Source organism: Pseudomonas sp. 1 R 17, assembly GCF_900067035.1.
Taxonomy (GTDB): domain Bacteria; phylum Pseudomonadota; class Gammaproteobacteria; order Pseudomonadales; family Pseudomonadaceae; genus Aquipseudomonas; species Aquipseudomonas marginalis.
Window position 1 is genome coordinate 119,867 of the sequence record NZ_FKLB01000037.1, and the last position, 23,610, is coordinate 143,476.

Annotated in this window: 28 protein-coding genes, 1 tRNA gene and 1 riboswitch; of the genes, 8 read left to right on the forward strand and 21 right to left on the reverse strand. The window is 61.8% G+C overall.

Annotated features, from left to right (window positions below; all coding sequences use genetic code 11):
- The first annotated feature begins 35 nt into the window (after nt 1–35).
- Nucleotides 36–935: a LysR family transcriptional regulator gene (locus BFP99_RS12375; RefSeq protein ID WP_065947444.1), complete on the forward strand. Its 900-nt coding sequence runs from the start codon at nt 36–38 to the stop codon at nt 933–935.
- Between the two features lie 7 nt (nt 936–942).
- On the opposite strand, the gene BFP99_RS31900 is transcribed toward BFP99_RS12375, so the two are convergent.
- Nucleotides 943–1,227 carry a type II toxin-antitoxin system RelE/ParE family toxin gene (locus BFP99_RS31900; RefSeq protein ID WP_074844384.1) on the reverse strand — a complete coding sequence of 95 codons (285 nt, stop codon included), beginning with the start codon at nt 1,225–1,227 and terminating at the stop codon, nt 943–945.
- Entirely contained in the window at nt 1,217–1,456 is a 240-nt protein-coding gene (locus BFP99_RS12380) for a CopG family ribbon-helix-helix protein (RefSeq protein WP_065928241.1), read from the reverse strand. The genes BFP99_RS31900 and BFP99_RS12380 overlap by 11 nt, the downstream gene beginning before the upstream one ends.
- 100 nt (nt 1,457–1,556) lie before the next feature.
- On the opposite strand from BFP99_RS12380, the gene fos reads away from it, so the two are divergent.
- The 3 genes from fos to BFP99_RS12395 all read left to right on the forward strand — a co-directional run bounded on the left by fos (nt 1,557) and on the right by BFP99_RS12395 (nt 3,309).
- A complete protein-coding gene (gene fos / locus BFP99_RS12385) occupies nt 1,557–1,967 on the forward strand; it encodes a fosfomycin resistance glutathione transferase (RefSeq protein WP_065947351.1) in 411 nt (136 codons plus the stop codon).
- Nucleotides 1,968–2,021: 54 nt separating this feature from the next.
- The gene (locus BFP99_RS12390; RefSeq protein WP_027604357.1) at nt 2,022–2,663 is read left to right on the forward strand and encodes a LysE family translocator; all 642 of its coding nucleotides are present in this window, start codon (nt 2,022–2,024) and stop codon (nt 2,661–2,663) included.
- A gap of 118 nt (nt 2,664–2,781) precedes the next feature.
- Entirely contained in the window at nt 2,782–3,309 is a 528-nt protein-coding gene (locus tag BFP99_RS12395; RefSeq protein ID WP_027604356.1) for a DUF4142 domain-containing protein, read from the forward strand.
- 54 nt (nt 3,310–3,363) lie between these two features.
- On the opposite strand, the gene BFP99_RS12400 is transcribed toward BFP99_RS12395, so the two are convergent.
- Nucleotides 3,364–3,789 (reverse strand): low affinity iron permease family protein, encoded by a 426-nt coding sequence (locus tag BFP99_RS12400; protein ID WP_027604355.1) that lies wholly within the window; start codon nt 3,787–3,789, stop codon nt 3,364–3,366.
- 175 nt (nt 3,790–3,964) lie between these two features.
- Between BFP99_RS12400 and BFP99_RS12405 the strand changes: the two genes are divergently transcribed.
- Nucleotides 3,965–4,747, forward strand: a complete 783-nt coding sequence (locus tag BFP99_RS12405) for a GNAT family N-acetyltransferase (RefSeq protein ID WP_065947352.1) — start codon at nt 3,965–3,967, stop codon at nt 4,745–4,747.
- Here the strand turns inward: BFP99_RS12405 and BFP99_RS12410 are convergent, their stop codons facing one another.
- The 5 genes from BFP99_RS12410 to BFP99_RS12430 form a co-directional block, all read right to left on the reverse strand.
- A complete protein-coding gene (locus BFP99_RS12410; protein ID WP_065928237.1) occupies nt 4,748–5,248 on the reverse strand; it encodes a methylated-DNA--[protein]-cysteine S-methyltransferase in 501 nt (166 codons plus the stop codon).
- A gap of 93 nt (nt 5,249–5,341) precedes the next feature.
- A complete protein-coding gene (locus tag BFP99_RS12415; protein ID WP_065928236.1) occupies nt 5,342–5,683 on the reverse strand; it encodes a hypothetical protein in 342 nt (113 codons plus the stop codon).
- A gap of 88 nt (nt 5,684–5,771) precedes the next feature.
- Nucleotides 5,772–6,182, reverse strand: a complete 411-nt coding sequence (locus tag BFP99_RS12420; protein WP_027604351.1) for a type II toxin-antitoxin system HicB family antitoxin — start codon at nt 6,180–6,182, stop codon at nt 5,772–5,774.
- A 22-nt stretch (nt 6,183–6,204) separates the two neighbouring features.
- Entirely contained in the window at nt 6,205–6,387 is a 183-nt protein-coding gene (locus BFP99_RS12425) for a type II toxin-antitoxin system HicA family toxin (RefSeq protein WP_003189411.1), read from the reverse strand.
- A gap of 164 nt (nt 6,388–6,551) precedes the next feature.
- On the reverse strand, nt 6,552–7,448 hold the full coding sequence (locus BFP99_RS12430) for a LysR family transcriptional regulator (protein ID WP_065928235.1): 897 nt from the start codon (nt 7,446–7,448) through the stop codon (nt 6,552–6,554).
- Between the two features lie 95 nt (nt 7,449–7,543).
- On the opposite strand from BFP99_RS12430, the gene BFP99_RS12435 reads away from it, so the two are divergent.
- From BFP99_RS12435 to BFP99_RS12445, 3 genes are all read left to right on the forward strand, one after another.
- Nucleotides 7,544–8,707 carry an MFS transporter gene (locus tag BFP99_RS12435; protein ID WP_065928234.1) on the forward strand — a complete coding sequence of 388 codons (1,164 nt, stop codon included), beginning with the start codon at nt 7,544–7,546 and terminating at the stop codon, nt 8,705–8,707.
- Nucleotides 8,704–9,891, forward strand: a complete 1,188-nt coding sequence (locus tag BFP99_RS12440) for an MFS transporter (protein WP_065928233.1) — start codon at nt 8,704–8,706, stop codon at nt 9,889–9,891. Before BFP99_RS12435 ends, BFP99_RS12440 begins: the two co-directional genes overlap by 4 nt.
- A 287-nt stretch (nt 9,892–10,178) precedes the next feature.
- Entirely contained in the window at nt 10,179–10,418 is a 240-nt protein-coding gene (locus tag BFP99_RS12445; RefSeq protein ID WP_027604347.1) for a DUF6124 family protein, read from the forward strand.
- Between the two features lie 68 nt (nt 10,419–10,486).
- On the opposite strand, the gene BFP99_RS12450 is transcribed toward BFP99_RS12445, so the two are convergent.
- The 13 genes from BFP99_RS12450 to BFP99_RS12510 form a co-directional block, all read right to left on the reverse strand.
- Nucleotides 10,487–10,792 (reverse strand): DUF6482 family protein, encoded by a 306-nt coding sequence (locus tag BFP99_RS12450; protein WP_065947353.1) that lies wholly within the window; start codon nt 10,790–10,792, stop codon nt 10,487–10,489.
- Nucleotides 10,793–10,812: 20 nt separating this feature from the next.
- Nucleotides 10,813–11,337, reverse strand: a complete 525-nt coding sequence (locus BFP99_RS12455; RefSeq protein ID WP_065928232.1) for a DUF3833 domain-containing protein — start codon at nt 11,335–11,337, stop codon at nt 10,813–10,815.
- Between the two features lie 197 nt (nt 11,338–11,534).
- A tRNA-Gly gene (locus tag BFP99_RS12460) sits at nt 11,535–11,608 on the reverse strand.
- Nucleotides 11,609–11,718: 110 nt separating this feature from the next.
- Nucleotides 11,719–12,603, reverse strand: coding sequence for an alpha/beta fold hydrolase (locus BFP99_RS12465; RefSeq protein WP_027604342.1), 885 nt, complete (start codon nt 12,601–12,603; stop codon nt 11,719–11,721).
- Nucleotides 12,604–12,907: 304 nt separating this feature from the next.
- Entirely contained in the window at nt 12,908–13,600 is a 693-nt protein-coding gene (locus BFP99_RS12470; protein ID WP_065928230.1) for a 16S rRNA pseudouridine(516) synthase, read from the reverse strand.
- On the reverse strand, nt 13,590–13,796 hold the full coding sequence (locus tag BFP99_RS12475) for a cysteine-rich CWC family protein (protein WP_065947354.1): 207 nt from the start codon (nt 13,794–13,796) through the stop codon (nt 13,590–13,592). Before BFP99_RS12475 ends, BFP99_RS12470 begins: the two co-directional genes overlap by 11 nt.
- Nucleotides 13,797–13,843: 47 nt before the next feature.
- On the reverse strand, nt 13,844–17,449 hold the full coding sequence (gene uca, locus BFP99_RS12480) for an urea carboxylase (protein WP_065947355.1): 3,606 nt from the start codon (nt 17,447–17,449) through the stop codon (nt 13,844–13,846).
- 163 nt (nt 17,450–17,612) lie between these two features.
- Nucleotides 17,613–18,242, reverse strand: coding sequence for an urea amidolyase associated protein UAAP2 (locus BFP99_RS12485; protein ID WP_065947356.1), 630 nt, complete (start codon nt 18,240–18,242; stop codon nt 17,613–17,615).
- 9 nt (nt 18,243–18,251) lie between these two features.
- Nucleotides 18,252–18,977, reverse strand: a complete 726-nt coding sequence (locus tag BFP99_RS12490) for an urea amidolyase associated protein UAAP1 (RefSeq protein ID WP_065928226.1) — start codon at nt 18,975–18,977, stop codon at nt 18,252–18,254.
- Nucleotides 18,974–19,738 carry an ABC transporter ATP-binding protein gene (locus BFP99_RS12495; RefSeq protein ID WP_065928225.1) on the reverse strand — a complete coding sequence of 255 codons (765 nt, stop codon included), beginning with the start codon at nt 19,736–19,738 and terminating at the stop codon, nt 18,974–18,976. The genes BFP99_RS12490 and BFP99_RS12495 overlap by 4 nt, the downstream gene beginning before the upstream one ends.
- The gene (locus BFP99_RS12500) at nt 19,735–20,550 is read right to left on the reverse strand and encodes an ABC transporter permease (protein ID WP_065928224.1); all 816 of its coding nucleotides are present in this window, start codon (nt 20,548–20,550) and stop codon (nt 19,735–19,737) included. Before BFP99_RS12500 ends, BFP99_RS12495 begins: the two co-directional genes overlap by 4 nt.
- 12 nt (nt 20,551–20,562) lie before the next feature.
- Nucleotides 20,563–21,630 carry a putative urea ABC transporter substrate-binding protein gene (locus BFP99_RS12505; RefSeq protein WP_065928223.1) on the reverse strand — a complete coding sequence of 356 codons (1,068 nt, stop codon included), beginning with the start codon at nt 21,628–21,630 and terminating at the stop codon, nt 20,563–20,565.
- Between the two features lie 60 nt (nt 21,631–21,690).
- Nucleotides 21,691–21,792: riboswitch (guanidine-I (ykkC/yxkD leader) on the reverse strand.
- Between the two features lie 168 nt (nt 21,793–21,960).
- Nucleotides 21,961–23,583: a methyl-accepting chemotaxis protein gene (locus BFP99_RS12510; RefSeq protein ID WP_065928222.1), complete on the reverse strand. Its 1,623-nt coding sequence runs from the start codon at nt 23,581–23,583 to the stop codon at nt 21,961–21,963.
- Nucleotides 23,584–23,610 lie beyond the last annotated feature (27 nt).

The following is a 23,610-nucleotide window of genomic DNA, read 5'->3' on the forward strand; positions in this document are numbered from 1 at the left end:
TTAAATTCCAAGTTTTTATATAGAACATGCAGCTGATGAATGATCTGCGCCGCATCGACCTTAACCTGTTGGTGGTCCTTGACGCCTTGCTCAGTGAGCAACACGTCACCCGCGCCGCCGACCGTTTGCACCTCAGCCAGCCGGCAGTGAGCCACGCGCTGGCGCGCTTGCGCGATTTATTGGGTGACCCGCTGCTGGTGCGTCAGGGCGGCACATTGGTGCCCACGGCCCGTGCCCTGGAGTTGGCGGCGCCATTGGCTGAAGCCCTGGCCCAGGTGCAGGCGCTGCTGGCGCCGAATCGCTTTGACCCGGCATCGGCCAAGCGCCGGTTTCGCGTGGAGATGTCGGACTACAGTGCGGCGATTTTCCTGCCGGGTCTGGTCCGCGTCCTGCGGCGTGAGGCGCCCGGTATCGACCTGCAAATCATCCAGGCCAGCCGCGAAGGCATGGTCGACGGTGTGCTCAATGGTGATCTGGACCTGGCTGCCGGTGTCTTCCCCGACATGCCCGCCGAGCTGCGCACCGCGCCGTTGTTCGAAGAGCATTACACCTGCCTGCTGGACCGCAACAGCCTGCCGCACAACGGTGCGCTCGACCTGCCCACCTACCTGTCGCGCCCCCACGTACTGCTGGAAATGCGCGGCAGCGGCGCGCCGGAAATCGAACGGGCGCTGACGGCGATTCGTGAACGACGGCACGTGGCGATCAGCCTGCCGCACTGGGGCGTGGCGCCGCAATTGATTGAGGGCACGGACTTGATTCTCACCGTATCGTCGCGAGGCTTGCTGAATATTGATCACCCGCATCTGGTCGCCGTGGCGCCGCCGTTTCATATTCCGTCGTTTACCTTTGAACTGGCGTGGCATGCGCGACGAGGCGGGGATTCGGGGTTGCAGTGGTTGATTGGGCGAGTGCAGGGAGGGTTACAGGGCTGAATGGTTGCTACCAGGATGTCGGTGGCTGGCGACGTGTATGAAAAATTCGCATCACTTGTAATCGTCCATCTCGAATCCGGTAGGGAACGATGTAAGGCCATCGAGGCACTACCCACTCCCGCGTTCCTGGCACTCGACCTTCCTTTCCCACTGCAGGAAATTCAGCGACATGTCCTAGCCCAACCATGATGGCCTGGACGAACTCATGGGCGGCTTTGGGATTTTCCTGCGCAATGTACGCGGCTTCATCATCAAGGTTCTTGAGGGCTGTCCTCAGCCACTCAACCTGCATTGGTGCGCCATTTATCGGCGACGGCTTTTACTTCCGCAGCCGTTGCGAACTCGCCTGCGTCTGCTTCTTTCAATGCTTTTTGAATTTCTTCGATTTGCCACGCTTCGCGCGTCAAATATTCGCGTAATGCATCGACTGCGAGAAAGGATTTGCTGCGCCCGGTCGCCTTGGCGAGACTGGCAAGCGTGGCGGCGATGTCTTCGGGTATGCGTAGGGACATAACAGACATGGGGAGCCTCGATGTAGTGATATGTAGTGCAACATACTACATTGTCATCTCTTCACGATTTACCCCCGTTCGTCAGGGGGGGCCGATAAGGAAAATGCTCATGCTCTCAGGCCTCAATCACTTGACCCTGTCGGTCACCGATTTGCAGCGCAGCGTCGGGTTTTACCATGAGTTGTTGCAACTCAAGCTCGAGGCTACTTGGGACTCCGGCGCCTATTTGTCATTGCCGGGCCTATGGCTATGCCTGTCGCTGGATCCGCTGCGCGAGTCGAAGTCAGGGGCCGATTACACCCACTATGCGTTTACAGTCGCAACGAGTGAGTTCGCTGCGCTGGTCTCGCGTCTGCGCGCCGCCAAGGTGCAAGAGTGGCGCGACAATCGCAGCGAAGGTGCCTCGTTCTATTTCCTCGATCTCGACGGCCATAAGCTCGAAGCCCATGTCGGCGACCTGGCTTCGCGTCTGTTGGCTTGCCGCGACAATCCCTATGCGGGAATGAGGTTTTACCCATAGCGCAGGAACGTGCAGAATCCGTCCACCTTCCTACGTTTTGTCAGAGTCGCGCCCATGACCCCCTCCTTGCTGCTCGCCGTCCTCGCTTCGGGTTTTATCTACGGTATTACGCCTGGCCCCGGCGTATTGGCGGTGTTTGGCATCGGCGCCGCCCGGGGGCGTCGTGCCGGGGCGGGGTTTCTGTGCGGGCACTTGCTCGGCGATGTGCTGTGGTGCAGTACGGCGCTGATCGCGATTGTGGGCGCGCGGGAAGTCGGCAGCAGCGCGTTCGATGTGCTCGGCGTGCTCAGTGGGCTGTACCTGTTCTGGCTCGGCTGGCGCGCGATTCGTACCCAGCGTCGCAGCAGTGAAGCCCCCCAGGGCGCGGCGCGGCATCCGTTCTGGCACGGCATCCTGTTCGGCTTGACCAACCCCAAGGCGTATCCGGTGGCCGTGGCGACATTTACTGCATTGCTGTCCAGCCGCGCCGAATTGCTGACCTGGTCGATGCTGCCGGCGTTGATCTTCCTGAGCTTCGTCGGTGGCCTGTTGGCCTACGCGATCCTGATCGGCGTGGTCGGTGCCCAGCGGGTGCGCACCGTGTATCAGCGCCATGAAATCCTCATCACCAGGCTCTGCGGCGTGATGTTTATCGGCTTCGCCATCAATGCCCTGGCCCATGCGCTGCCAGGCCTGTTCGGCAGCAAACCCGCCTGACGGGCCACGACCGTTCGTCGCACGGGTAAGTTTTTTCTAAACCTTTGCCGCCCGGAAAATTCGAATTCAGGGCGAGGTGTCTTTCCCCGCACCTATTTTTGCCCTGGAGGAACTCATCATGAGCCGCATGGCTATCCGGTTACGCACCGCCAGTTTCGCGATGCTGCTGGGCCTCGGCGCCAGCAATGCTTTCGCCCAGTCGCCTGCTGAATTCATCGAGCAGGCTTCGGCCAAAGGCATGGCCGATATCGAAACCAGTCGCATGGCCCACGCCAAGACCTCGTCCCAGGAAATCAAGGACTACACCATCGAGGTGATCAACGAGCGCACCCTGGCCAACCAGCATTTGGCGGCGATCGCCAAGAAGCTCGACCTGCCAGTGGCCCCACGGGAGAAGATCGTCGACAAGGCCGAAACCCTGATGCCCGAACTCAAGGACGGCGACTCCTTCGACGCGGCCTACACCGCGCAGCAAGTGAAGGAAAACGAAGACGCCATTGCCCTGTTCAAGCGCGAAGGGGCGGCCTCGGATGTGCCGGAAATCAAGGCACTGGTGGATGAGACGCTGCCCAAGCTGGAAGAACGTCTGCAAAAGGCCCGAGCCCTGGCCTCGACCTACGGTAAGGGCCACCAAGGCGACGGTTGAGCCCTTCGCTTGATATGAAAAACGGCGGTTGGATCATGTCCAACCGCCGTTTTTTTACGCCTGGTTCAGGTCGGTTTTGTTCGGGGCCGCGTCATCGGCCGCGTGGCCGCAACTGCTGTTCAGGCTTACGGTGCCGGTGTTGCCGATGCTGCGGTATTCCTGGCGCAGTTTTTCCAGCTCCTTGCGGTCCAGGCCATCCAGGCTCAGCACGGCGTTCTGCGCATCCTTGGAGACCCGCAGCAGTTCATCGATCTTGATGTGCAGGATGTCGTTATCGCGGTTTTGCGTGTTCTGGATCAGGAACACCATCAGGAAGGTGATGATGGTGGTCGAAGTGTTGATGATCAACTGCCAGGTGTCGTTGTAGTGGAAGTACGGACCGCTCAAGCTCCACAGGAAAATCAACGCGACCGCCGCATAGAACGTCCGGGCACTGCCTGCCCAACGGGACAGGGATTGTGAGACTGCAGAGAATTTCATGACCGTTTTCCTTAAAGGTGAGTGATGAAAATACTGACCACAGGCACGCTCTGAAATTTCTTTTTACAACTTAGGGTGTGAACAACATTGTGCGTTTTCTGCAGGGTTCTTAGGAGTGAGCCTACGGCGCTCTGCAGCGATAGGCGCAAGACTGGGTTTTTATGCGGAAATTCCCATGCACGCTGATACCGCCTGCGACCTGCCTACGCTTTATCACCAGACCGAAGATTATTATTTCGCCGCGACGTGCTCGCAGCATCGCCACTACAACGCTTGTATCAACGCTTACTTTACCGGCGAATATTTCGACCCGTGGAACCTGCTGTTTATCCGAGTCGGCAGTGCCCCGATGGGGGGGGCTATGGCAGCGCCCCTGGACCTGCTTCGTCGTATCTTTCTGGATACGCGCGTCGTGATTCATGAGGAAAAGGTCGGTGCGGTAGCCGAGGCCCTCATCGGGCTGGGTTTTCAGCCTGCCGAAAAGACCACTGCGATGGTCCTCGATCTGTCGGGCTTTGTTTCATCTACGGATGACCGCTCGGTGCAGATCAGCTTGACTCGGAACCTGGCCCACTGGGCAGTTCCCCTTGGCAATGCGTTTTCGATGGCGCCCGAGGGTGTTGCACGTTATCAAGCCCGGCACCAGCGGGCTCTTGAAGCGGGCCAATCGCTTCACCACTTCATCCTTTCCACCGAGGGGCAGGTGAGGTGTTCGTTGACTTTATCCATGTGGAATGGGGAGGCACGGCTTAGCGATTTCGGCACGCTCGTGGATTTTCGCGCAAGAGGTTATGGCACGCGATTGCTTCAAGCCGCCCTTCTTCACGCTGCAAGCCTGGGGGCCCGGCGCTGTTTTCTTGAAGCGACGATGGAGGGGATCTCGCTGTATCGCAAGCTGGGTTTCGAAGGCTTATTCGATTACCAGGCTTTTACTCGGGGGCCGGTTGCAATCGCCTGATCAGAAGCTCATTTTCACCTGGCTGCGGTCCTCAAGCGTCAACAGATACTGCTTGGCGTCGAGTCCTCCGGCAAACCCGGTCAAGGTGCCCGAGGCACCAATCACTCGATGGCACGGCGCAATGATCGAGATAGGATTGCGCCCATTGGCAGCGCCCACGGCACGTACGGCTTTCGGGTTGCCGATCTGCCGGGCGATCTGGCTGTAGCTGCGGGTTTCGCCAAAAGGAATAGTCAGCAGCGCCTGCCAGACCTGCTTCTGAAAGGCGGTACCGGTGAAATCCAGTTCCAGGTCGAATGTGTGGCGAGTCCCCGCAAAGTACTCCTTCAACTGGCGCTCGGTTTCCAACAGCACCGGGCTGTCGTTGGCTTCGTGCAATTGACCCAGGCGCACACGGTTGGCGCGCTCGACTTCCCACAGGATGGCACTGAGCTTGCCATCGCGCGCCACCAGGGTGAGCTCACCGACAGGGGAAGGCATGAGCTTGTATTCGTAAGGCATGAGCGGGCTCCTCGAGGGGCAGTTGTTAAACGCTACAGGCCTAGGGTATTGCCATCCGCCGGACTGAACACTACGTTTCTTGCGGTGGAATTCTTACTGGCCCTGGACATTCCAGTAAACCCAGTTGGAATAGTACGGGTACCAGTAGAACCAGGAAATCCTGTAGAGCCCCATGATGACTGAGGCCTCCCCGATGGCGACCAGGGAAATCAGATTGAACAGCGTGACGATTGCAGCGAATACGGTCACGCCTCGGCTGGCATGGCGCCTGGCAAACCCTACGCCGTAGACGGACGCGGCGATCGATCCGAGCGCCAGCCCCAGCCCCAAGGGATACGGAAGCCGCACCAGCGCGACCAGCAGTGGCAACACCAGCACCCAGCCGAGCACTTGGCGCAGTACAGGTGTGGATGTGGGTTGTTTGGGTTCAATCATGGCAATAACCCTGGGGTCGCAAGCTCAATGAAGCGACATCATCACGCTATGGATGCAGTGCCGCATTCAGACTTTGCTCCCGTTGCAGCTACCGATCCTGTTGCAGCACCTTGAGCGCCGCCGACGCGAGGAAGCCGGAGCGGCTTTTTTCCTCCGGGTGGTGCAGTACATATTCATCGATGCGGTTGAGCAGGTAGCCCGGCAATGTGATGTTGAGTTTTTGCGCCTTGCCCAGGTACTTGGTGACATCGATGTCTACAACCGCCCAAGTGCAGCCGGCGTACTGAGGGTTGGCGGCATGCACGGTGACCTTCTGGGCGCTCGGGATCGGCGCGCCGTCTTCCGCGAGGATTTCGAAGTGCCCTTCGATGGCTTCGCGCGCCATGGCCATGGCGTCGTCCAGATCGTCACCGGCAGAGTAGCAACCGGGAATATCCGGGACTTCCACGCCCCAGGCGTGATCGTGGTCACCAGTTGAAATTGCGATGGGGTACAGCATGTTCGTTGTTCTCCAGGGACGATTAACTCAACAGAGCTTGTTTCAAAATGCTCTTGGCGGTCTTGTCCAACAGGTCTTTCTTTGGATGGGGGATCGTCACCAAGCCAGGCTTCGTCGGGTGCTTGAAGTGGTGATGACTGCCTCTGATGCGCACCAGGTACCAGCCGTCTGCGACGATGTGACCTATCAAGTATCGGCTATCCACAGCACCTCCTTGTGGTGTGTGTTGGTGGTGACTATAACCACTGAAAATAAATTATCAACACTCTACCTACCGGTCTTCGATGACCGGCATTTCGGCAGATGGTGAATGCAGTGTAAGAGCGAGTGGGATCGGCGCAGCGGGGAGATATTGCGGGGTTTTTCGGGTCATTGCCGGATGTGTAATGCCTCTTCGATAACGGCAAGAAACGCGTCAATCAACACACTGTGTCTTTCGGTCGGCGTCAACACCAACAACTGCGCACACGCATCCGCCTCCACCAAAGGCCGATAAGTCACGCCCTTGTTCATCAAACTCCGGGTACAGGCCGGTACCAGCGCCACCCCTTGCCCGGCGGCCACCAGTGCAATGATCGAAGTGATCTGCCGTCCGGTCGGCCCGGCATGCAGGGGCACGCCATGGTGGCGGTAAAGCTGCTCGATGGACTGGTTCAGCCCCGAGCCGTAATCGGCTGGAAACAGAATCAAAGGATAGGCACTGAGCTGCGCCAGGCTGATGTCGGCCAGGCTGGCCAACGGGCTGTCACTCGACACCGCTGCCACCAAGGGTTCCTCGCCCAACGACAGCGCTTGCACTGCGTCGTTTTGTGGCAACAGCCGGCTCAACCCAATATCCAGCCGTCCATCGGCCACTTGCGCACCGAGACTGCCGGAGGCGCATTCCACCAGGGTCAGTTGCACATCGGGAAAGCGTTGGGCGAAGGCCTGGATCGATTGGCTGAACAGGTCCGACAGGGCAATCGAGCTGACGTAGCCCAAGGCCAGTTGACCCGCTGTCCCTGCTGCCAACTTCCCGGCAATCACCTGAGCCAACTCCACCTGTTCCAACACGCCACGTGCATAGGGCAAGAACGAGCGTCCCTGTGCGGTGAGGGTCACGGTGCGGCTGGTGCGATCGAACAGCTTGAAACCCAACTCTGCCTCCAGCGCTGAAATATGCCGGGTCAAAGGCGGCTGGGCCAGGTGCAGGCGCAGGGCGGCGCGACCGAAGTGCAATTCTTCGGCGACGGTCAGAAAGTAACGCAGCTTGCGTAGGTCGAGCATCCTGATCCTTGGGTATCAATCGGTCGGAATTCGGTATTGGTTCAAGACCTGCCGGCCATTCTATAAAGACCTTTCAAAATAAAACGAGAGGTTTCATGAAACTGCGCCTGCATTGTGCCCGCCTTGCCCTGTTCCTGTGTGGCTGCGCGGCGTTTCTCAACCTCTATGCGACCCAAAGCATCCTCCAGACGTTCGCCGCGCACTTTCATATCAGTGCCAAGGAGGCGGGCTGGAGCATCACCGTCACCACCCTGGCGGTGGCGATCACGGCACCTTTCGTCAGTCGCCTGACCGGACGTTTTGCACAACGCACGGTGATCTCGGTGGCCGCTGTGCTGCTGGCGGTGCCGGCATTGATGACCGCTTATGCCGACAGCTTTGCCGAAGTGCTGGTGTGGCGCTTTGTCGAGGGCATGCTGATCCCGGTGCTGTTCGCCACCAGTGTGGCCTACATCGGCGACCGCTGGAGCGGCGGCACGGTCACGGAGGTGACGAGTCTCTACGTCGCGGGCACCGTGTTGGGCGGGTTCGCCGGGCGCTTCGTCACCGGAGTCATGACCGAGTATGTGGGCTGGCGTGAGGCCTTTGAAGTGCTCGCGGTGCTGAGCTTGATGGTCGGCGGATTCATCCAGTTTCTGTTGCCGGCCAACCGCCCGCGGACCGTGCAGGTTAAAGCCTCCTCGTCAGGTGTATTTCGCAGGCCGCTGTTGGCGGCATACGCCGTAGGTTTCTGCGTGTTGTTTTCGCAAGTCGCGGCGTTTACCTACGCAGGTTTGTACTTGGGCCTGCCGCCGTTCAACCTTGGGCCTGCAGCGTTGGGGACGCTCTATATGGTGTTCCTGTTGGCGTTGATCGTGATCCCCATCGCTGGACGCCTCAGCAAAGCCCGGCCCCATGCCCAACTGCTGGGTGTCGCCGCCGTGCTGGGCGTCAGTGGTTCGGCGTTGACCCTGATGCCCTCCCTCTGGTGCATCGTAGTCGGCCTGGCGTTCAGTTCCACCGGTGTGTTCCTCGCCCAGGCGGCCGCCAATGGGTTTATCACCGCTACCGCGGGCGATAACAAGACGGGTGCTGTCGGGGTGTATCTCACCTGTTATTACCTGGGCGGCAGTGGCGGCGCCATTGTCCCGGCGCTGATCTGGGAGCGCTGGGGCTGGGTCGGGTGCGTGGTGCTGATCATCGGTTTCCAGCTGCTGACCTTGTTGATCGCCTTGACCGGCTGGAAGCCCCTTAAACCTGAGCTGATTCCTGCACCATGAACGACACCGTCGCTGTGCCTTCGCCCGAATCATCGACGCGCCGTCGCGCCTTGTTCGCCGGTTGCAGCGCCCATGCCGTGCATGATGGGCTCACTGATGTGATCTACGTTTTGCTGCCTGTCTGGCAGGCTCAGTTCGGCTTGTCCTACGCCCAGATCGGCCTTCTGCGGGGTGCCTATTCCGGGATGATGGCTGTGTTCCAATTGCTGGCCAGCCGCGCCGCCAGACGCTGGGGCCGCACACCGATGCTGGTGGGCGGCACGGCGTTGGCGGGTGTCGCCTACCTGTTGGTGGGCCAGGCGACAGGGCTGAGCGTGTTGCTGGTGGCGCTGCTGCTCGGCGGCCTGGGCGCCAGCACCCAGCACCCATTGGCCTCGTCGATGATCACCGACGCTTACGAGGACGGCGGTGGGATCAAGCAGGCGCTGTCCCAGTACAACTTCTCCGGCGATATCGGCAAAACCCTGATTCCTGGTCTGGTCGGGCTGCTGCTAACCGTCATCAGTTGGCGGGCCAGTGCCACGTTGCTGGGCCTGCTTGGCCTGGCGGCGGCGGGGCTGTTGTGGTGGCTGATTCCTGCTCAAGCATCCGAATCCACCGCCACAAAAAAAGCCGAGTTCCTCAGGGGTAGCGGCTCCGCCACGGGCCTGCGCGCGCTGATCCTCACCGGCACCCTCGACAGCGCCGTGCGCATGGGATTTCTTACTTTCCTGCCGTTCCTGCTGCAAGCCAAAGGCGCCGGTACTGCTGGCATCGGCCTCGCCCTGACCTTGCTGTTCATCGGTGGTGCCTTCGGCAAACTGTTCTGCGGCTACCTCGGCGCACGCATCGGCATGATGAAGACCGTGTGGATCACGGAAACCAGCACTGCAGTGCTGATCGTCGCGGCGGTGTACCTGCCGCTCAGCGGGTTGATGGTGATGCTGCCGCTGTTGGGGCTGGTACTGAATGGCACCTCCTCGGTGCTGTACGGCGCCGTGCCCGACCTTGCCGGCGCGGGCAAGCGCGAGCAGGCGTTTGCGCTGTTCTACACCGGCACGATTGGCGGTGGCGCGTTGGCGCCGGTGGTGTTTGGTGCAGTGGGGGATGTGCTGGGCGTGCCGGTGGCGGTGATGGTGTTGGCGGGGATGTTGGGTGTGACGTTGCCGTTGGCGTGGGTGGTGCAGAGGGGGGAGGAAAAGTGAGGTGTCAGAACGTAGAGTTGAACCTTGCGGCATTGCCTACACAACGATCAGACTCGTCCGAGTTGTGCGTCTTGGGCGACCTCTTTAAGGTTCGTCAGCCGCTGCCCATCAGCGGTCGGGTTTAGTAGCCCGATACGATCAACGGCGTACAGCTGCTCTTATGGTGGCTGCACGCAGGGCGTCTTCGGGCGCGCCGGTTTCGTTGATTCGCCGGTCTACTAACCTGCGTACAGCCGCCACCCATTGTTTAGTAGCTCTGGTATGCGGTCCCTAACGAGGATCAACAGATGTGTACTGACTCATGCAATCCATCCGTAAAACTGTTCAGCGTCCGTCCCGAAATCGACACTCAAGCGCTGCTCGCCAACGCCTACGAAACCATCGCCGGTGCAGGTGCCATGACCCACGAGTTCGTCGAAAGCCTGCCCTCTCAACAGCGCTACCTGGCCCTGGCCATTCAGCAAATGATTGAACTGGGCCTGCTGCTGGTCGAGGCTGTTCAGGACCGCGTGGACCGAGCCGCATAGGTCACCCGTACGGTGTAAACGGCTTGCCTTCCCAGGCCGCCCATACCACGGGGGAGGGGAGCCAGGATTTACAGTGTCGCCGCCAGCGAAAACGGAATGCGCAACGCACCGATAGGCCCTTCACGCGTACCGCACATTTCATCGTGAACGCAGTGTTGCACCAGTACGCAAGGAAACGGCGGAACCCGCTGCAACAGGTCGCGTAAATGCGTGGTGGACCCGATGCGCATCGGCTTGCCGTGATCGTCCAGTAACGTCGCCTCGACGTGCTCCAGCCTGACGCGAGCGATATAGAAACCGCCCTCCAGGGACAGCAACTCCAGCTCACGTATTTCGCCTTTCCCGGCCAGATCGGCCAGCATTTGCATATTCATGATTGACCCTCGCTTGGGGCTCATTGGCGACGAAAGAACAAGGTGACCTGACCCCACTCGACACCGAACTTGGACATGCTCGAGCGGTTGATCAAGGTGTCCTCGTCCATCAGGTACATCCAATCGTCAAAGCTGACTTCGTACACCGAGCCATCCACCGGCAGATTGAGCCGGTAGCGCCAACGCAGCGCATTACCCGCCACTTCGCCGATCGCCTCGCCCACCACATCCCCGGCTCGTCCGCGCCAGCGCCCTGGGCCGTCCGGCGTCAGTGTCCACACCCGTTGCTGACGCGTGCCATCGCTGTACAAGAAACGCTCATCCAGAATCAACGCGTCGCCCTCGCGCCGGCTGGCGATATCGACCTCAAAGCGCTTGGCCACTTCCCCCGAACGCTTCTGGAAGATGCCCCAGGCTTTCACGGGTTTACTGAAGAAGCGCTCCAGGTCCAGTTTCGGTTGCTGGTCGGCGTAGTGGTCGACCTCAACGTTGCTGCAACTGGCCAAGCTCACGACCAGCAACAGTGAAAACAGTAGACGTGTCATGGCCTGGCTCTTCGAAGGTGCGGGGCGAAGTGCCGCCGCTCGAAGCATGATACTTGTACAAGAAGTAAAATTTGTACAGCTTTGTGCGCACTCTATTTTTGAATCTCAAATCCCACCCATAAAAAAACCGGCCACCAAGGACCGGTTTTTTATGCATCCCCCGCCAAAACCCTGCCGGCGTGGAATCTATGTCTGAGTGGAGCGGGTGAAGGGAATCGAACCCTCGTTATCAGCTTGGGAAGCTGGAGTAATGCCATTATACGACACCCGCTCAGAGCGGCTGACTTTGTACCAGATGTGCGCCGGGATTTGAAGTTTTTCTTCGGAATTTGTGCAGCTTGCCGTGGCGAGCAGGTCCGTTCGCCACGGCAAGCCTTCATTTCAGATGGCGAATGCATGCTGCGTCTGGCCCTGGTGATAACGCAATCGGCTGGCCTGCCGTTCCGGTTTCAAAAAGCCCACCACCGCGTCCCGGCTGTCCCGGCAGGCGGCCTTGTGCTCCATATCCAGGAAATGCCCCGTCGCCTGGATGGTGCTGAAGCTGCTCTTCGTCACGTACTGCCCGAACTGCCTGGCGTCTTCGGCGCTGGTGTATTCGTCCCATTCGCCGTTCAGAAACAGCACCGGCACATCGATCTGCCGCGCGGCCTTGAGGTAGCACAGGCGGTCGTTGTGCAGTACCTGGCTGATGTGAAAATGCATCTGCCCGTATTCGTGCTCGGCCAGGCTGCTCACATGCTTGTAGTTGAAACGCTTGAACAGCGACGGCAGGTGTTTGCCGATGGTGCTGTTGATCAAGTGCCCGACGCGGTCGCGGTCGAGGTTGCCGAGGTAGTCGACGCCACGCTCGAGGTAGTCGCGCATTGGCGCGTTGATCACTGGCGAGAACGAGCTGATCACCGCCTTTTCCACACGCCGTGGCCGCTGGGCGAGGGCCACCAGGGTGGCGGCGCCGCCCCAGGAGAAGGACAGCACGTGCTCGGCGGCGAAGTGGTCGATCAGCTCCAGGAGGATCTGGCCTTCGACTTCCTTCGTCAGCATTTGCTCATGACGGTTATGGATTTTGGAGCGACCGGCGTAGGGCTGGTCGTACAAAACCACATTGAATTGCGGGTACAGGCTTTTCACGGTTTGGGCGAAGGAGGCCGTGGTGGCCAGCGAGCCGTTGACCAGGATGATGGTCTTTTCAGCAGCATCCGCGCGGTAGAACTCCGTGTAAACCCGATACTGACCCTGTATATCCAACACAGCGATTTCTGGCCTCATGTCGTAAGACTCCTGGCAAGCGGGTAGGGCGCGCAGATCACTCTGCACGAGCTTTGTGACAGGTAGGCATACGCCTGGAAGATGAGAGCCCATGTCGGTCCGATGACGGCTGGCCGACGGCTGTTGTTAGGGCGGGCTGTTTGCCTGGGAGGCCCGTGGATCAAGCGCGGGCGGGGCAAGGTGTTTCTTGGAGGTTATAGGCGACTCGTCAGTCATAATTTGGCTGACGGTTTGATTCAAGCAGTAGACCGGGGATGCCGCAAGTCACACAAATGGGTTTTTGCCATCACCGGCCGAACGGTCGTCAGACCTGTCGGATTTCTTCCTCGGACAGCGCCCGGTACTTGCCGGGCGCCAGGGCCGCATCCAAGCCCAATGGGCCCATTCGCTCACGGTGCAGGCCGATCACTTTGTTGTTGAAGTGCCCGAACATGCGCTTCACCTGGTGATAGCGGCCTTCGGTGATGCTCAGTCGTGCCAGGCGTGGCCCCAGCAGCTCCAGCTCGGCCGGTTGCGTGGTCAGGTCTTCAAAGGCGAAATAAAGGCCCGCTGCAAAGGTTGCCGCGTATTCGGGGCCGATGTCCTGCTCCGTCTCTACCCGATAGACCTTGGGCAACTTGGTCTGCGGTTGCGTCAGGCGCCGCGACCACTGGCCGTCGTTGGTGATCAGCATCAGGCCGGTGGTGTTGAAATCCAGGCGGCCGGCGATATGCAGCTCGCCTTTGTCCGGCTCATCCAGCAGGTCCAGGACAGTCGGGTGTTGTGGGTCCGAGGTCGCGCTGACGCAGCCCTGGGGTTTGTGCAGCATGAAATAGCGCGCCGCTTTACCCACCTGCAGCACGTCATCGTCCACGCACACTCGGCTGAATTCGCGCACTTCATGATGCGGGTCGTTGACTGCCACGCCATCCACCGTCACCCGCCGCTCCACCAGCAACACGCGCACTTGTTGGCGATTGAAACGCGGCAGGTTGCTGAGGAAACGGTCAACGCGCATTGCGAAGCTGCTCATCCACCTGAGCACAGCGCGGGCACAGGCAGGCTGTGTTGCGCAATGCATCGGGCAGCGCTTCAAGCACCGCCGGGTTGATGGTGACGCTGTAGCACCAGCACGGCTGGTCGGCGGTGCGTGGGTCGGCCAGGGTGCAATCGTTGCGGGCACCGCAGGCGGGGCAAAGGGTTGGCGTGGTCATGGTCGCTGGGGCAGGGTCTCGGAAGTCCCTGCACGATACAGCGCCGGTCAGTCCCGTTCCAGCACCACGACCCGTTGGCCGGCGCCAATGCCGCTGCCCGGCTGCACCGGGATTTCCCGCACCACCCCGGCAAAGGGCGCCAGCACCGGGATCTCCATTTTCATCGACTCCAGAATCACCAGCATATCCCCGGCGGCAACCCGCGCACCCACGGCCACCGGCACCTGCCAGAGGTTGCCGGCGATAGGGCTGTCGATGCTGTATTCATTGGCCTTGAGCAGCGTGTCTTGCGCCGCTGGCGCCGCGAGCTCTTCGCTGTCGAAATGCGCCTGGCCGCTGGCGATCCAGCGTTCGCGCTCGGCATTGAAGGCCTGTTGCTGTTGTTCACGAAAAGCACTGATCCCCGAGGCTTCCCGCGCAAGAAATGCCTGGTAATCCGCCAGGTTCAGGGTGCTCTCCTCGATATCCAGCTCGAAGCGTCCCAGGGGGAAATCCCGACGAATCCGTACCAGCTCATTCGCGCTCACGGGATAGAACCGAATCTGATCGAAGAAGCGCAGCAGCCACGGCTTGCCGTCAAACGCCGCCACTTCGCGATAGCGGTTCCACATCTGCAAGGTGCGCCCGACAAACTGATAACCGCCGGGCCCTTCCATGCCGTACACGCACAAATACGCGCCGCCGATGCCCACCGAATTTTCGGCGGTCCAGGTGCGGGCCGGGTTGTATTTGGTGGTCACCAGCCGATGACGCGGGTCCAGCGGCGTGGCCACCGGCGCGCCGAGGTAGACGTCGCCCAGGCCCATCACCAGGTAGCTGGCGTCGAACACGGTGTGGCGCACCTCATCGAGGTTGGCCAGGTCGTTGATGCGACGGATGAACTCCAGGTTGCTCGGGCACCACGGGGCGTCCTTGCGCACGGTGGTCATGTATTTTTCGATGGCCAGCTGGCACGCCGGGTCGTCCCAGGACAGCGGCAGGTGCACGATGCGCGAGGGCACTTGCAGGTTTTGCCGGGTGCACACGGCGGTCCACTCGTGGCTGATCAGTGCCAGCAGGTCGGCCAGGGGCAGTTGTTCGGGCTGGTAGTGGATCTGCAGCGAGCGGATCCCGGGCGTCAGGTCGATCACGCCCTTCAATGCTCGGGTTTCCAGGGCCTGCATCAGGGCATGGGCGCGAAAGCGCAGCACCAGGTCCAGCTCCGGCGCGCCGATTTCCAGCAGCAGGTGGGTGTCGCCGGCGAGGCGCGCGACCAGGCGGGTGTCGGCGTGGCCGATGTCCAGGATGATGGGGGATGCCAATTGCTCGATGCCGGCGACGGACCGAGTTGGTCCCATCGCGAGCAAGCTCTGCTCCCACAGGGTTTCGGCATTCTTTTGATCCCAGTTCAGGGCAAGGTCGCGGGCGGTCTTGAGGTCCACCGGTTCAAAGCGAATCTTGTCACCGGCCTTGAGCTGGCCGAGTTGCCAAAGGTCTGCCTCGATCACCGTCACCGGGCACACAAAACCGCCCAGGCTTGGCCCATCCGGCCCGAGGATCACTGGCATGTCCCCGGTGAAATCCACCGCGCCGATGGCATAGGGGTTGTCATGGATGTTCGATGGATGCAACCCCGCTTCACCGCCATCGGTACGCGCCCACAATGGCTTCGGCCCGATCAGCCGAACACCGGTGCGGCTGGAGTTGAAATGCACTTCCCACTGCGTGGCGAAGAACGTGTCGATATACGCCGGCAGGAAGTATTCCGGCGCGCCGTGGGGGCCATAAATCACCCGCAGTGTGCGGACCTCCGGCAGCGGTTCAGCGACTGATTGTTGCCCGGCGTTCCGGTCTTCCAACGGCAACAGATGCAACACATCGCCCGCCCGCAAGGCGCGCCCGCCATGCCCGCCAAACTGGCCGAGGGTGAAGGTGCTTTTGCTGCCCAGGTAGTCCGGCACTTGCAGCCCGCCACGCAGGCACAGGTAACTGCGCGCCCCGGCGCCGGCGAGGGTGCCCAGGCTCAGGACCGACCCGGCCTCAATCAATAGCGCGGTGTTCATCGGCACGGCTCGATCATTCAACCGCAGCGGGATTTCAGCACCGGTCACGGCGACCACCGCCGCGCAATTGAAGCGTAGCAGCGGCCCGCTCAGGGTGATTTCCAGCGCCGCTGCTCCCTCGTCGTTGCCCAGCAGGCGATTGCCCAGGCGCAGCGAGCGGCTGTCCATCGGCCCCGACGGCGGCACACCCACGGCCCAGTAGCCGAGGCGGCCGGGATAGTCCTGCACACTGGTTTGCGTGCCCGCGCTGATCACTTCAAACGTGTCGGCCACGTAGACCAGGTCTTCCAGGCACCGCGTCCACGGCCGGCCATTGGCAAAGGGCGCGGCCAGCAGGATTTGGCGCAGGTAATCGCGGTTGGTTTCCACGCCGTACAACCGACTGTCACTCAACGCCCGGTGCAGATCCAGGCGCGCCTGTTCGCGGGTGGGCGCCCACGTGATGAGCTTGGCGATCATCGGGTCGAAGTACGGCGGGATCTCGCAACCGGCTTCCACCCAGGTGTCGATCCGCAGGCCTTCGGCCAGCGGGAAATCCACACAGGTCAGCAAGCCGGGACTCGGCTGGAAATCGCGGCCCGGGTCTTCGGCATACAAGCGCGCCTGGATCGCGTGGCCCCGGGGGGTTAACTCGAGTGTGTTCAGCGGCGGCATTTCCCCGGCCGCCAGTTGCACCATCCAGCGCACCAGGTCCACGCCCCATACCTGTTCGGTGACGCCGTGTTCCACCTGCAAGCGCGTGTTCACTTCGAGGAAGTAGAAGCGCCCGTCAGCACTGTCATAGATAAATTCCACGGTGCCGGCGCTGCGGTAGTTCACGGCCTTGGCCAAGGTGATGGCGGCGGCGCACAGGGCCTCGGCCATGCCTTCGGGCAGGTTCGGCGCCGGGGTTTCTTCGAGGACTTTCTGGTTGCGCCGTTGCACCGAGCAGTCGCGCACGCCGAGGGCGATCACTTCACCGGCGCCGTCGCCGAACACCTGCACTTCCAGATGGCGCGCGTGCTCGATGTACTTCTCGATAAACACGCCGGCATCGCTGAAATTGTTCTGCCCCAGGCGTTTGACGGCCTCGAAGGACTCGCTCAACTCCACGCTGCTGCGGCACACGCGCATGCCGATACCGCCGCCACCGGCGGTGCTTTTGAGCATCACCGGGTAGCCCACGACGTCGGCGGCCAGCAACGCGCAGGCGAGGCTGTCGAGCAGTTCGGTGCCTTCCAGCAGCGCAAGCCCGTGTTGCTTGGCCAGGGCGCGGGCGGTGTGCTTGAGGCCAAATACCCGCAGTTGTTGCGGCGTCGGCCCGACAAAGGCGATGCCCGCGTTTTCACAGGCTTCGGCAAACGCTGCGTTCTCCGACAGGAAACCGTAGCCGGGGTGGATCGCCTTGGCCCCACAGGCCTTGGCGGTGGCGAGGATTTTGTCCACCGCCAGGTACGTACCGGCCGCTGCGCCTTCACCGAGGCTGTAGGCCTCGTCGGCTTGCTGGATATGCAGGCTCGCCGCATCGGCCTCGGCGTACACGGCGATGCCCTTGACCTGCAGCTCGCGCAAGGTGCGCAGGATGCGGCAGGCGATGGCGCCACGGTTGGCGATCAACAGTTTTTCGAACATGGCAAAACCCTGCGGGCCGTCCCGCAAAGTGGGGGAGCACTGCGGTCGTCCGCAGTGCGTGCAGTCAGTGTGGATCCCACATTGGCGCGCTATTGTTTGCGGATGCACTGCCCGGCTCGGGATTGGCACAGGGCAAACAGCCAACGGCGCAGGCGCTTGAGTTTCAGTTCCATACCAGCAGCTCCGCAGGGGTGGGGTTGTAGGCGTTGCATGGGTTGTTCAACTGCGGGCAGTTGGAGACCAGCACGATCACATCCATCTCGGCGCGCAGGTCGACGTACTTGCCGGGGGCGGAAATGCCGTCTTCGAAGGTCAGCCCGCCGTCGGCCGTCACCGGCACATTCATGAAGAAATTGATGTTCGGCCCGATGTCGCCTTTGCCCAGGCGGCCGTCGTGGGCACAGGCGCGCAGGTAGTTGTCGCGGCAGCTGTGCATGTAGCGTTTTTCCAGGGCGTAGCGCACGGTGTTGCTCTCTTGGGCGCAGGCGCCGCCGAGGGTATCGTGGCGCCCGCAGGTGTCATCGACGATGGTCAGCATCGGCTGGCCGAGGTTGGAATACAGCACGCTGCCGGTGCCCAGGTACACGCTGTTCTGCCGGCGCAACGTGCGCTGCACGTCGTAGCGTTCACGCGGGTTTTTCACGCTGTAGAACAACGTGTCGACGGCCTGGTTGCCCTCCAGGTCGAGGATGCGCAGGGTCTGCCCGGCCTTGACCTCCATCAGCCACGGTTCGCCGGCGGGGATGGTTGCGCGGTACACGGCCGCGTCCGGTTGTTTCAGTGCGATAGACATGGCAGCTCCTCAGGCGAACAGGCGGTCGGTGTTGATAAAGCCGCGCTCGTTTTCCGGGCGCGAGGTGCGGCAGTGTTCGGCGACGCTTTTGTCGGCGTTCATCCAGCTCAGTTTCAGCGGTTGCGGCGCGTAGTGCGGGTTCGGGTCCATGGGGTGTTGCAGAGCGGTGAGCACCACCAGGGTGTCCATCGGCGCGTAGAGCTCGATGTAGTCGCCAGCCTTGGAATGGCCCGCTACAAAGTGCAGGCCACCGTCGCCATCCACCGCGACTTTGCTGAACAGGTTGAGGGTCATCAGCAGGTCGGACAGGCCCAGCCCCCACTTGCCCAACTCCACAAGCAGGTTGTCGGTGCCGTTGCGGAAGAAGCCGTTGCGCAGCTCCTGATAGCGGCCCTGGCCGTACTTCTCGGCGACTTCGGCGGCGCACAGCACACCGCCGATGCTGTCGCTCCAGCCGCAGGTGTCGGCGGTGATCGCGGCCAGTACGCGGCCCATGTCCGAGTACAGGCAATGGCCGGTGGTGAGCTTGGCGGTGTGTTGGCATTTGAGGCTGTCGGGCAGGTTCAGGCGCTCGGTTTTTTCGTTGGCGTTGAGCAGAGTCAGGCTGACGTTGGCGCCGCCGCGCAGGTCGGTCAGGCGCAGCAGTTGGCCGCGCTTGAGCACGAACGAGCGGTGGCCGCCGCCGGGCAGCATTTCTTCGGCGAAGGGTGGGAACAGTTGGGTGGAATCGGTCATTTGGACGTGGCTCCAAGTTCGGCGGCGAGCGCCTTGCGGCGTTCGCTGTTCAAAGGGATGTCGTAGGTGATGCGCGCGCCATAGGCGCCGGGGGCGTGGGGATCGACGCGAACCTTGTCGAACACCAGCAGGCGCGTGCCGAGGCTGAAGCCTTCGCTCAGGTCATGGGTGACCATGAACACCGTCAGCCGGGTTTCGCGCCACAGTTCCAGCAGCAGCTGGTGCATGTCCTTGCGAATGCCCGGGTCGAGGGCGCCGAAGGGTTCGTCCAGCAGCAACACGCGGGGTTTCATGATCAGGGCCTGGGCGATGGCCAGGCGTTGTTGCATGCCGCCGGAGAGCTGCGCGGGGTACTTGTCCAGGGCGTGGCCGAGGCCGACCTTGTGCAGCAGCGCGGCAGCCTGTTCGCGGGCGTCCTTCCTGGCTTTACCGAACAGCCGGCCCAGCAGGCGAGAATGTGGCAGTTCCAGGCCGAGGGCGACGTTGTCGAGCACAGTCAGATGTGGGAACACCGAATAGCGCTGGAACACCACGCCACGGCTGGCATCCGGCTCGGCGGCGAGGGCCTGGCCGTCCAGCAGGATCTGGCCCTTGCTCGCGGTTTCCTGGCCCAGCAGCAGGCGCAGGAAGGTCGACTTGCCACACCCGGACGTACCCACCAGCGTGCAAAACTCACCCTCGGCGACGTGCAGGTTGAGGCCTTCGAGCACCACCTGATCGCCATAGCGCTGCCACACATTATTGACGCTGATAAAGCTCATGCCCGCGCTCCTTCGTACCAGGGGAACGCACGCCGGGTCAGGGCCTTGAGGCCCCAGTCCATCAGCCACGCCAGCAGCGTGATCCACACCACGTAAGGCAGGATCACGTCCATCGCCAGGTAGCGTCGTACCAGGAAGATCCGGTAGCCCAAACCGTCGGTGGAGGCGATGGCTTCGGCGGCGATCAAAAACAACCACGCCGAGCCGAGCATCAGCCGCAGCGAGATCAACAGGCGCGGCAGCAATTGCGGCAATACCACACGCAGCATCAGGGTCCAGGTGGAGGCGCCGAGGGTCTGCGCCTTCACCAGCAGCTCGAGCGGAATTTCCCGCGCGCGCTGTTCCAGGTCGCGGGCCAGGCAGGGGGTGACGCCGATGACGATCAGCATCACCTTGGACAATTCCCCCAGCCCGAACACGATGAACAGAATCGGCAGGATCGCCAGCGGCGGCACCATCGACAGCACCGTCAGCAACGGTGACAACGGCGCGCCAAACAGCGGCAGCGTGCCGGCGGCGATCCCCAGGCACAGGCCGGCGAGGGCGCTGATCCCCAGACCGATGGCGAGGCGCCGCAGGCTGGCAGCGCTGTCCTGCCACAGCACGTATTCGCCGGTGCGGGTGTCGGCGTTGAAGGCCAGGCGCTTTACCGCGTCAAGCATTTGCCCGGCACCGGGCAGCAGCTTGTCGTTGGGGTTGTCCGCCAGGCGCTCGGCCGAGCCCACGAAGTAGGCGAACAGCAGCAGGGCGAACGGCAGCAGCACCAGCAACAGGCGGCTGGAACGGTCCGGGTGACGGTTGATCAGGCGCATGGCCGGGTCCTCTTACAGCTTGCCGTCGGCGGCCATCTGTACGTAGCTGGGGTCGAACTGCAGCTTGAGGTTGGCCTTGTCGCCGCTGGTCACACCGTTGGCGAAGCGCATGCCCACGGCGCTGCTGTCCTTGGCGCCTTCACCCAGCAGGCCGTGTTTAAACGAGAACTCGGCGACTTTGCCCATGGTGGCGGGCAACTGTGGGCTGGTGGCGAAGGCCAGGGCTTCCTGGGGCGTGGCGAACAACTGGGTGGTGTCCAGTTGCGACTGGAAGCCCGCAAGGTCAGTGCCCGAGGCCTTGGCCATATGTTCGAGGGCTGCGGTGCTGGCGGGGCCCTTGGCGTTCATCAGCGCGACCACTTCGAACCAGGCGCCGGTCAGCGCTTTGCCCAGCTTGGGGTTGTCTTTGAGGACCTGGGTGTTGACCACCATCATGTCCATGATTTCGCCGGGTACTTTGCTCGAGTCGAACACTTGGCTCACCCCAGGCTTGGCCTTGATCTCCGAGAGCATCGGGTTCCAGGTGGTGACGGCCTGGACCTGGTCGGTGTTGAAGGCCGCCGCGATGTCGGCATCGGAGGTGTTGACCACCTTCAGGTCTTTTTCCGTCAAGTCCGCCGACTCCAGCGCGCGGGCCAGCAGGTAGTGAGACACCGAGAGTTCCACCAGGTTGACGTTCATGCCCTTGAGGTCGGCCACGGTCTTGCCGGTGCCCTTGATTACCACGCCGTCGTTGCCGTTGGAGAAGTCGCTGACCACCAGCGCGGTGCTGTCCACGCCACCGGCGGCGGGGATGGTCAGGGCGTCCATGTTGGTCATGGTGCAGCCGTCGAACTGGCCGGCGGTGTACTGGTTGATGGATTCGACGTAGTCATTGAGCTGCACCATGTCGATGGTGATGCCGTACTTCTTCGCCCACTTGTCGAGGATGCCTTGGCTGCCGGCGTACTCCCATGGCATCCAGCCGGCGTAGATCGTCCAGCACACGCTGAAGTGGTTTTTCGTGGCGGCTTGGGCCTGGACGCTCAGCACGGCGGCAAAGACGGCGGCGAGCAGGGCGGGTAAACGGATTGAGGGCATGGGGCTTCTCCAGTTGATCAAGGGCGAGCAGGAGCAACGCGGCACCGTGAACGGTGGCTTGTCTCCCGGGCTTTTATCCCGCCGTGTAACCTCAACTGGAGGTCGCCAACTCTCGGACCAGCCACTCGCTTTCGGCGAGCCGGAACCCTAGTCGGCCATTGCAAATTGTGGTGCCGCGAACCTGTTATCAATCCTGCACGCAAGAGACAAAGCGAGAGTCGTGCCAAGTGGCTTCGATGCCCGGCGGTTCAGCCGGGCGAGCGGGAGAGGAGGGTGTAGACGAGGGCGGTGTGCGCCACGCAGGTGCGCCGGCGCACTGTGATGAGGCGCTTACAGCTGGAACTTGCTGACCAGCATAGTGAACGAGGTGGCCAGGCGCGACAGGTCCTGGCTGGAGGCGTTGGTCTGGTGGGCACCGGCGGCGGTCTGGGTCGACAGGTCCTGAATGTTGAGCAGGTTGCGATCCACTTCGCGGGCCACCTGGGCCTGTTCCTCGGACGCCGAGGCGATCACCAGGTTGCGCTCGTTGATACTGGCCACGCTGGCGGTGATGCGCTCCAGCGCCTGGCCGGCGTTTTGCGCCAGGGTCTGGGTGTTGTTGGCCCAGTTCAGGCTCTTGTTCATGGCGGCCACGGCGCCATCGGCGCCTGCCTGCACTTCACCGATCATTTTCTCGATGTCGACCGTGGAGGTCTGGGTGCGATGGGCCAGCGCGCGCACCTCATCGGCCACCACCGCAAAACCGCGACCTTGCTCACCGGCACGGGCGGCTTCGATGGCGGCATTGAGGGCCAGCAGGTTGGTCTGGTCGGCAATGCCGCGGATCACATCAATCACCTTGCCGATTTCGCGCACCTGGTTGGCGAGGTCAGCGACCGATTGGGTCGAATCGTTGATCTCCACCACCATCGACGACATGCCCGACACTGCCTGCTCCACCTGCTGGCGGCCGTCCTCGGCTTCGGCGGTGGCCTGGCGCGACGCCTCGGAGGTCGACACGGCGTTGCTCGCCACTTCGTCGACCGCTGCGGTCATCTGGTTGACGGCGGTGGCCGCTTGCTGGATTTCGTCGTTCTGGCGGGTCAGGCCACGGGTGCTTTCATCGGTGACCGCGCTCAGCTCTTCGGCTGCCGACGCGAGCTGGTCGGAAGCGTTGGCGATTTCCATCAGCGTGCTTTTCAGGCCGCCCTGCATATCGGACAACGCCATCAGCAGTTGCCCGGCTTCGTCGGTGCGGTCGGTCGTGATGGCTTGGGTCAGGTCACCCTTGGCAATGCGCTGTGCGTTCTCAACCGCTTGTGCGATAGGACGGGTGATCAGGCGCGTGATCAGCACACCGATGATAATCGCAATGATGAAGGCCAGGACAATGCCGCTGATCATCCAGGTCAATGCGCTGCTGCGAAGGTCCTCGGCGGCGAGGGCGCCTTCCTTGATCTGGCGGTTATTGGACTCGATCATCACACGGATCAACTCGCGCGCCTGGCGGAACAGTTCATTGTTGGTGCTGTTGAGCTGGGCACGGGCCTGCTCGACCTGGCCACTGTCGAGCATCGACATGATGCGTTCGGAGCTGCTGGTGTAAGTTGGCCAGATCTGGTCGAGCTTGTCGCCTGCTGCCCGTTCGTCGTCTTCCTGAGGCGTGGCGCGGTAGGTGGCGTAGGCGCTCTGGCTGCGTTTGAGTTCGTTGGCGATGTCCTGGCGTACACGGTCGCGGTCTTGTTGGGATACGTCGCCGTTGCTCGCATCCATCAAACGGTACAAACCACGGTTGTGGGCGACCAGGCTGTTGAGGGTGGCGGCCGTGGTGCTGACGGACACCAGGTTATTGGAGAACGTCAGTTCCAATGCATTGGCGAGGCGGACCACGCTTTTGATACCCAGCAGGCCGACCCCGAGGGTGACCAGTGCACACAATAGAAATGAAAGCAGCAGTTTGGTTGAGATTTTCATGGCTCGGATCCGGCGAAAGTGGCGAAG

Coding starts and splice junctions, on each gene's coding strand:
- fos (WP_065947351.1), top strand. CDS start 1,557: ATGCTCTCAGGCCTCAATCACTTGACCCTGTCGGTCACCGATTTGCAG.
- BFP99_RS12415 (WP_065928236.1), bottom strand. CDS start 5,683: ATGATTGAACCCAAACAACCCACATCCACACCTGTACTGCGCCAAGTG.
- BFP99_RS12495 (WP_065928225.1), bottom strand. CDS start 19,738: ATGAGCTTTATCAGCGTCAATAATGTGTGGCAGCGCTATGGCGATCAG.
- BFP99_RS12435 (WP_065928234.1), top strand. CDS start 7,544: ATGAAACTGCGCCTGCATTGTGCCCGCCTTGCCCTGTTCCTGTGTGGC.
- BFP99_RS12485 (WP_065947356.1), bottom strand. CDS start 18,242: ATGTCTATCGCACTGAAACAACCGGACGCGGCCGTGTACCGCGCAACC.
- BFP99_RS12400 (WP_027604355.1), bottom strand. CDS start 3,789: ATGAAATTCTCTGCAGTCTCACAATCCCTGTCCCGTTGGGCAGGCAGT.
- BFP99_RS12465 (WP_027604342.1), bottom strand. CDS start 12,603: ATGAGGCCAGAAATCGCTGTGTTGGATATACAGGGTCAGTATCGGGTT.
- BFP99_RS12510 (WP_065928222.1), bottom strand. CDS start 23,583: ATGAAAATCTCAACCAAACTGCTGCTTTCATTTCTATTGTGTGCACTG.
- BFP99_RS12410 (WP_065928237.1), bottom strand. CDS start 5,248: ATGCCTTACGAATACAAGCTCATGCCTTCCCCTGTCGGTGAGCTCACC.
- BFP99_RS12420 (WP_027604351.1), bottom strand. CDS start 6,182: ATGCTGTACCCCATCGCAATTTCAACTGGTGACCACGATCACGCCTGG.
- BFP99_RS12475 (WP_065947354.1), bottom strand. CDS start 13,796: ATGACCACGCCAACCCTTTGCCCCGCCTGCGGTGCCCGCAACGATTGC.
- BFP99_RS12450 (WP_065947353.1), bottom strand. CDS start 10,792: ATGAATATGCAAATGCTGGCCGATCTGGCCGGGAAAGGCGAAATACGT.
- BFP99_RS12445 (WP_027604347.1), top strand. CDS start 10,179: ATGTGTACTGACTCATGCAATCCATCCGTAAAACTGTTCAGCGTCCGT.
- uca (WP_065947355.1), bottom strand. CDS start 17,449: ATGTTCGAAAAACTGTTGATCGCCAACCGTGGCGCCATCGCCTGCCGC.
- BFP99_RS12380 (WP_065928241.1), bottom strand. CDS start 1,456: ATGTCTGTTATGTCCCTACGCATACCCGAAGACATCGCCGCCACGCTT.
- BFP99_RS31900 (WP_074844384.1), bottom strand. CDS start 1,227: ATGCAGGTTGAGTGGCTGAGGACAGCCCTCAAGAACCTTGATGATGAA.
- BFP99_RS12405 (WP_065947352.1), top strand. CDS start 3,965: ATGCACGCTGATACCGCCTGCGACCTGCCTACGCTTTATCACCAGACC.
- BFP99_RS12430 (WP_065928235.1), bottom strand. CDS start 7,448: ATGCTCGACCTACGCAAGCTGCGTTACTTTCTGACCGTCGCCGAAGAA.
- BFP99_RS12395 (WP_027604356.1), top strand. CDS start 2,782: ATGAGCCGCATGGCTATCCGGTTACGCACCGCCAGTTTCGCGATGCTG.
- BFP99_RS12500 (WP_065928224.1), bottom strand. CDS start 20,550: ATGCGCCTGATCAACCGTCACCCGGACCGTTCCAGCCGCCTGTTGCTG.
- BFP99_RS12440 (WP_065928233.1), top strand. CDS start 8,704: ATGAACGACACCGTCGCTGTGCCTTCGCCCGAATCATCGACGCGCCGT.
- BFP99_RS12390 (WP_027604357.1), top strand. CDS start 2,022: ATGACCCCCTCCTTGCTGCTCGCCGTCCTCGCTTCGGGTTTTATCTAC.
- BFP99_RS12490 (WP_065928226.1), bottom strand. CDS start 18,977: ATGACCGATTCCACCCAACTGTTCCCACCCTTCGCCGAAGAAATGCTG.
- BFP99_RS12375 (WP_065947444.1), top strand. CDS start 36: ATGAATGATCTGCGCCGCATCGACCTTAACCTGTTGGTGGTCCTTGAC.
- BFP99_RS12505 (WP_065928223.1), bottom strand. CDS start 21,630: ATGCCCTCAATCCGTTTACCCGCCCTGCTCGCCGCCGTCTTTGCCGCC.
- BFP99_RS12470 (WP_065928230.1), bottom strand. CDS start 13,600: ATGCGCGTTGACCGTTTCCTCAGCAACCTGCCGCGTTTCAATCGCCAA.
- BFP99_RS12455 (WP_065928232.1), bottom strand. CDS start 11,337: ATGACACGTCTACTGTTTTCACTGTTGCTGGTCGTGAGCTTGGCCAGT.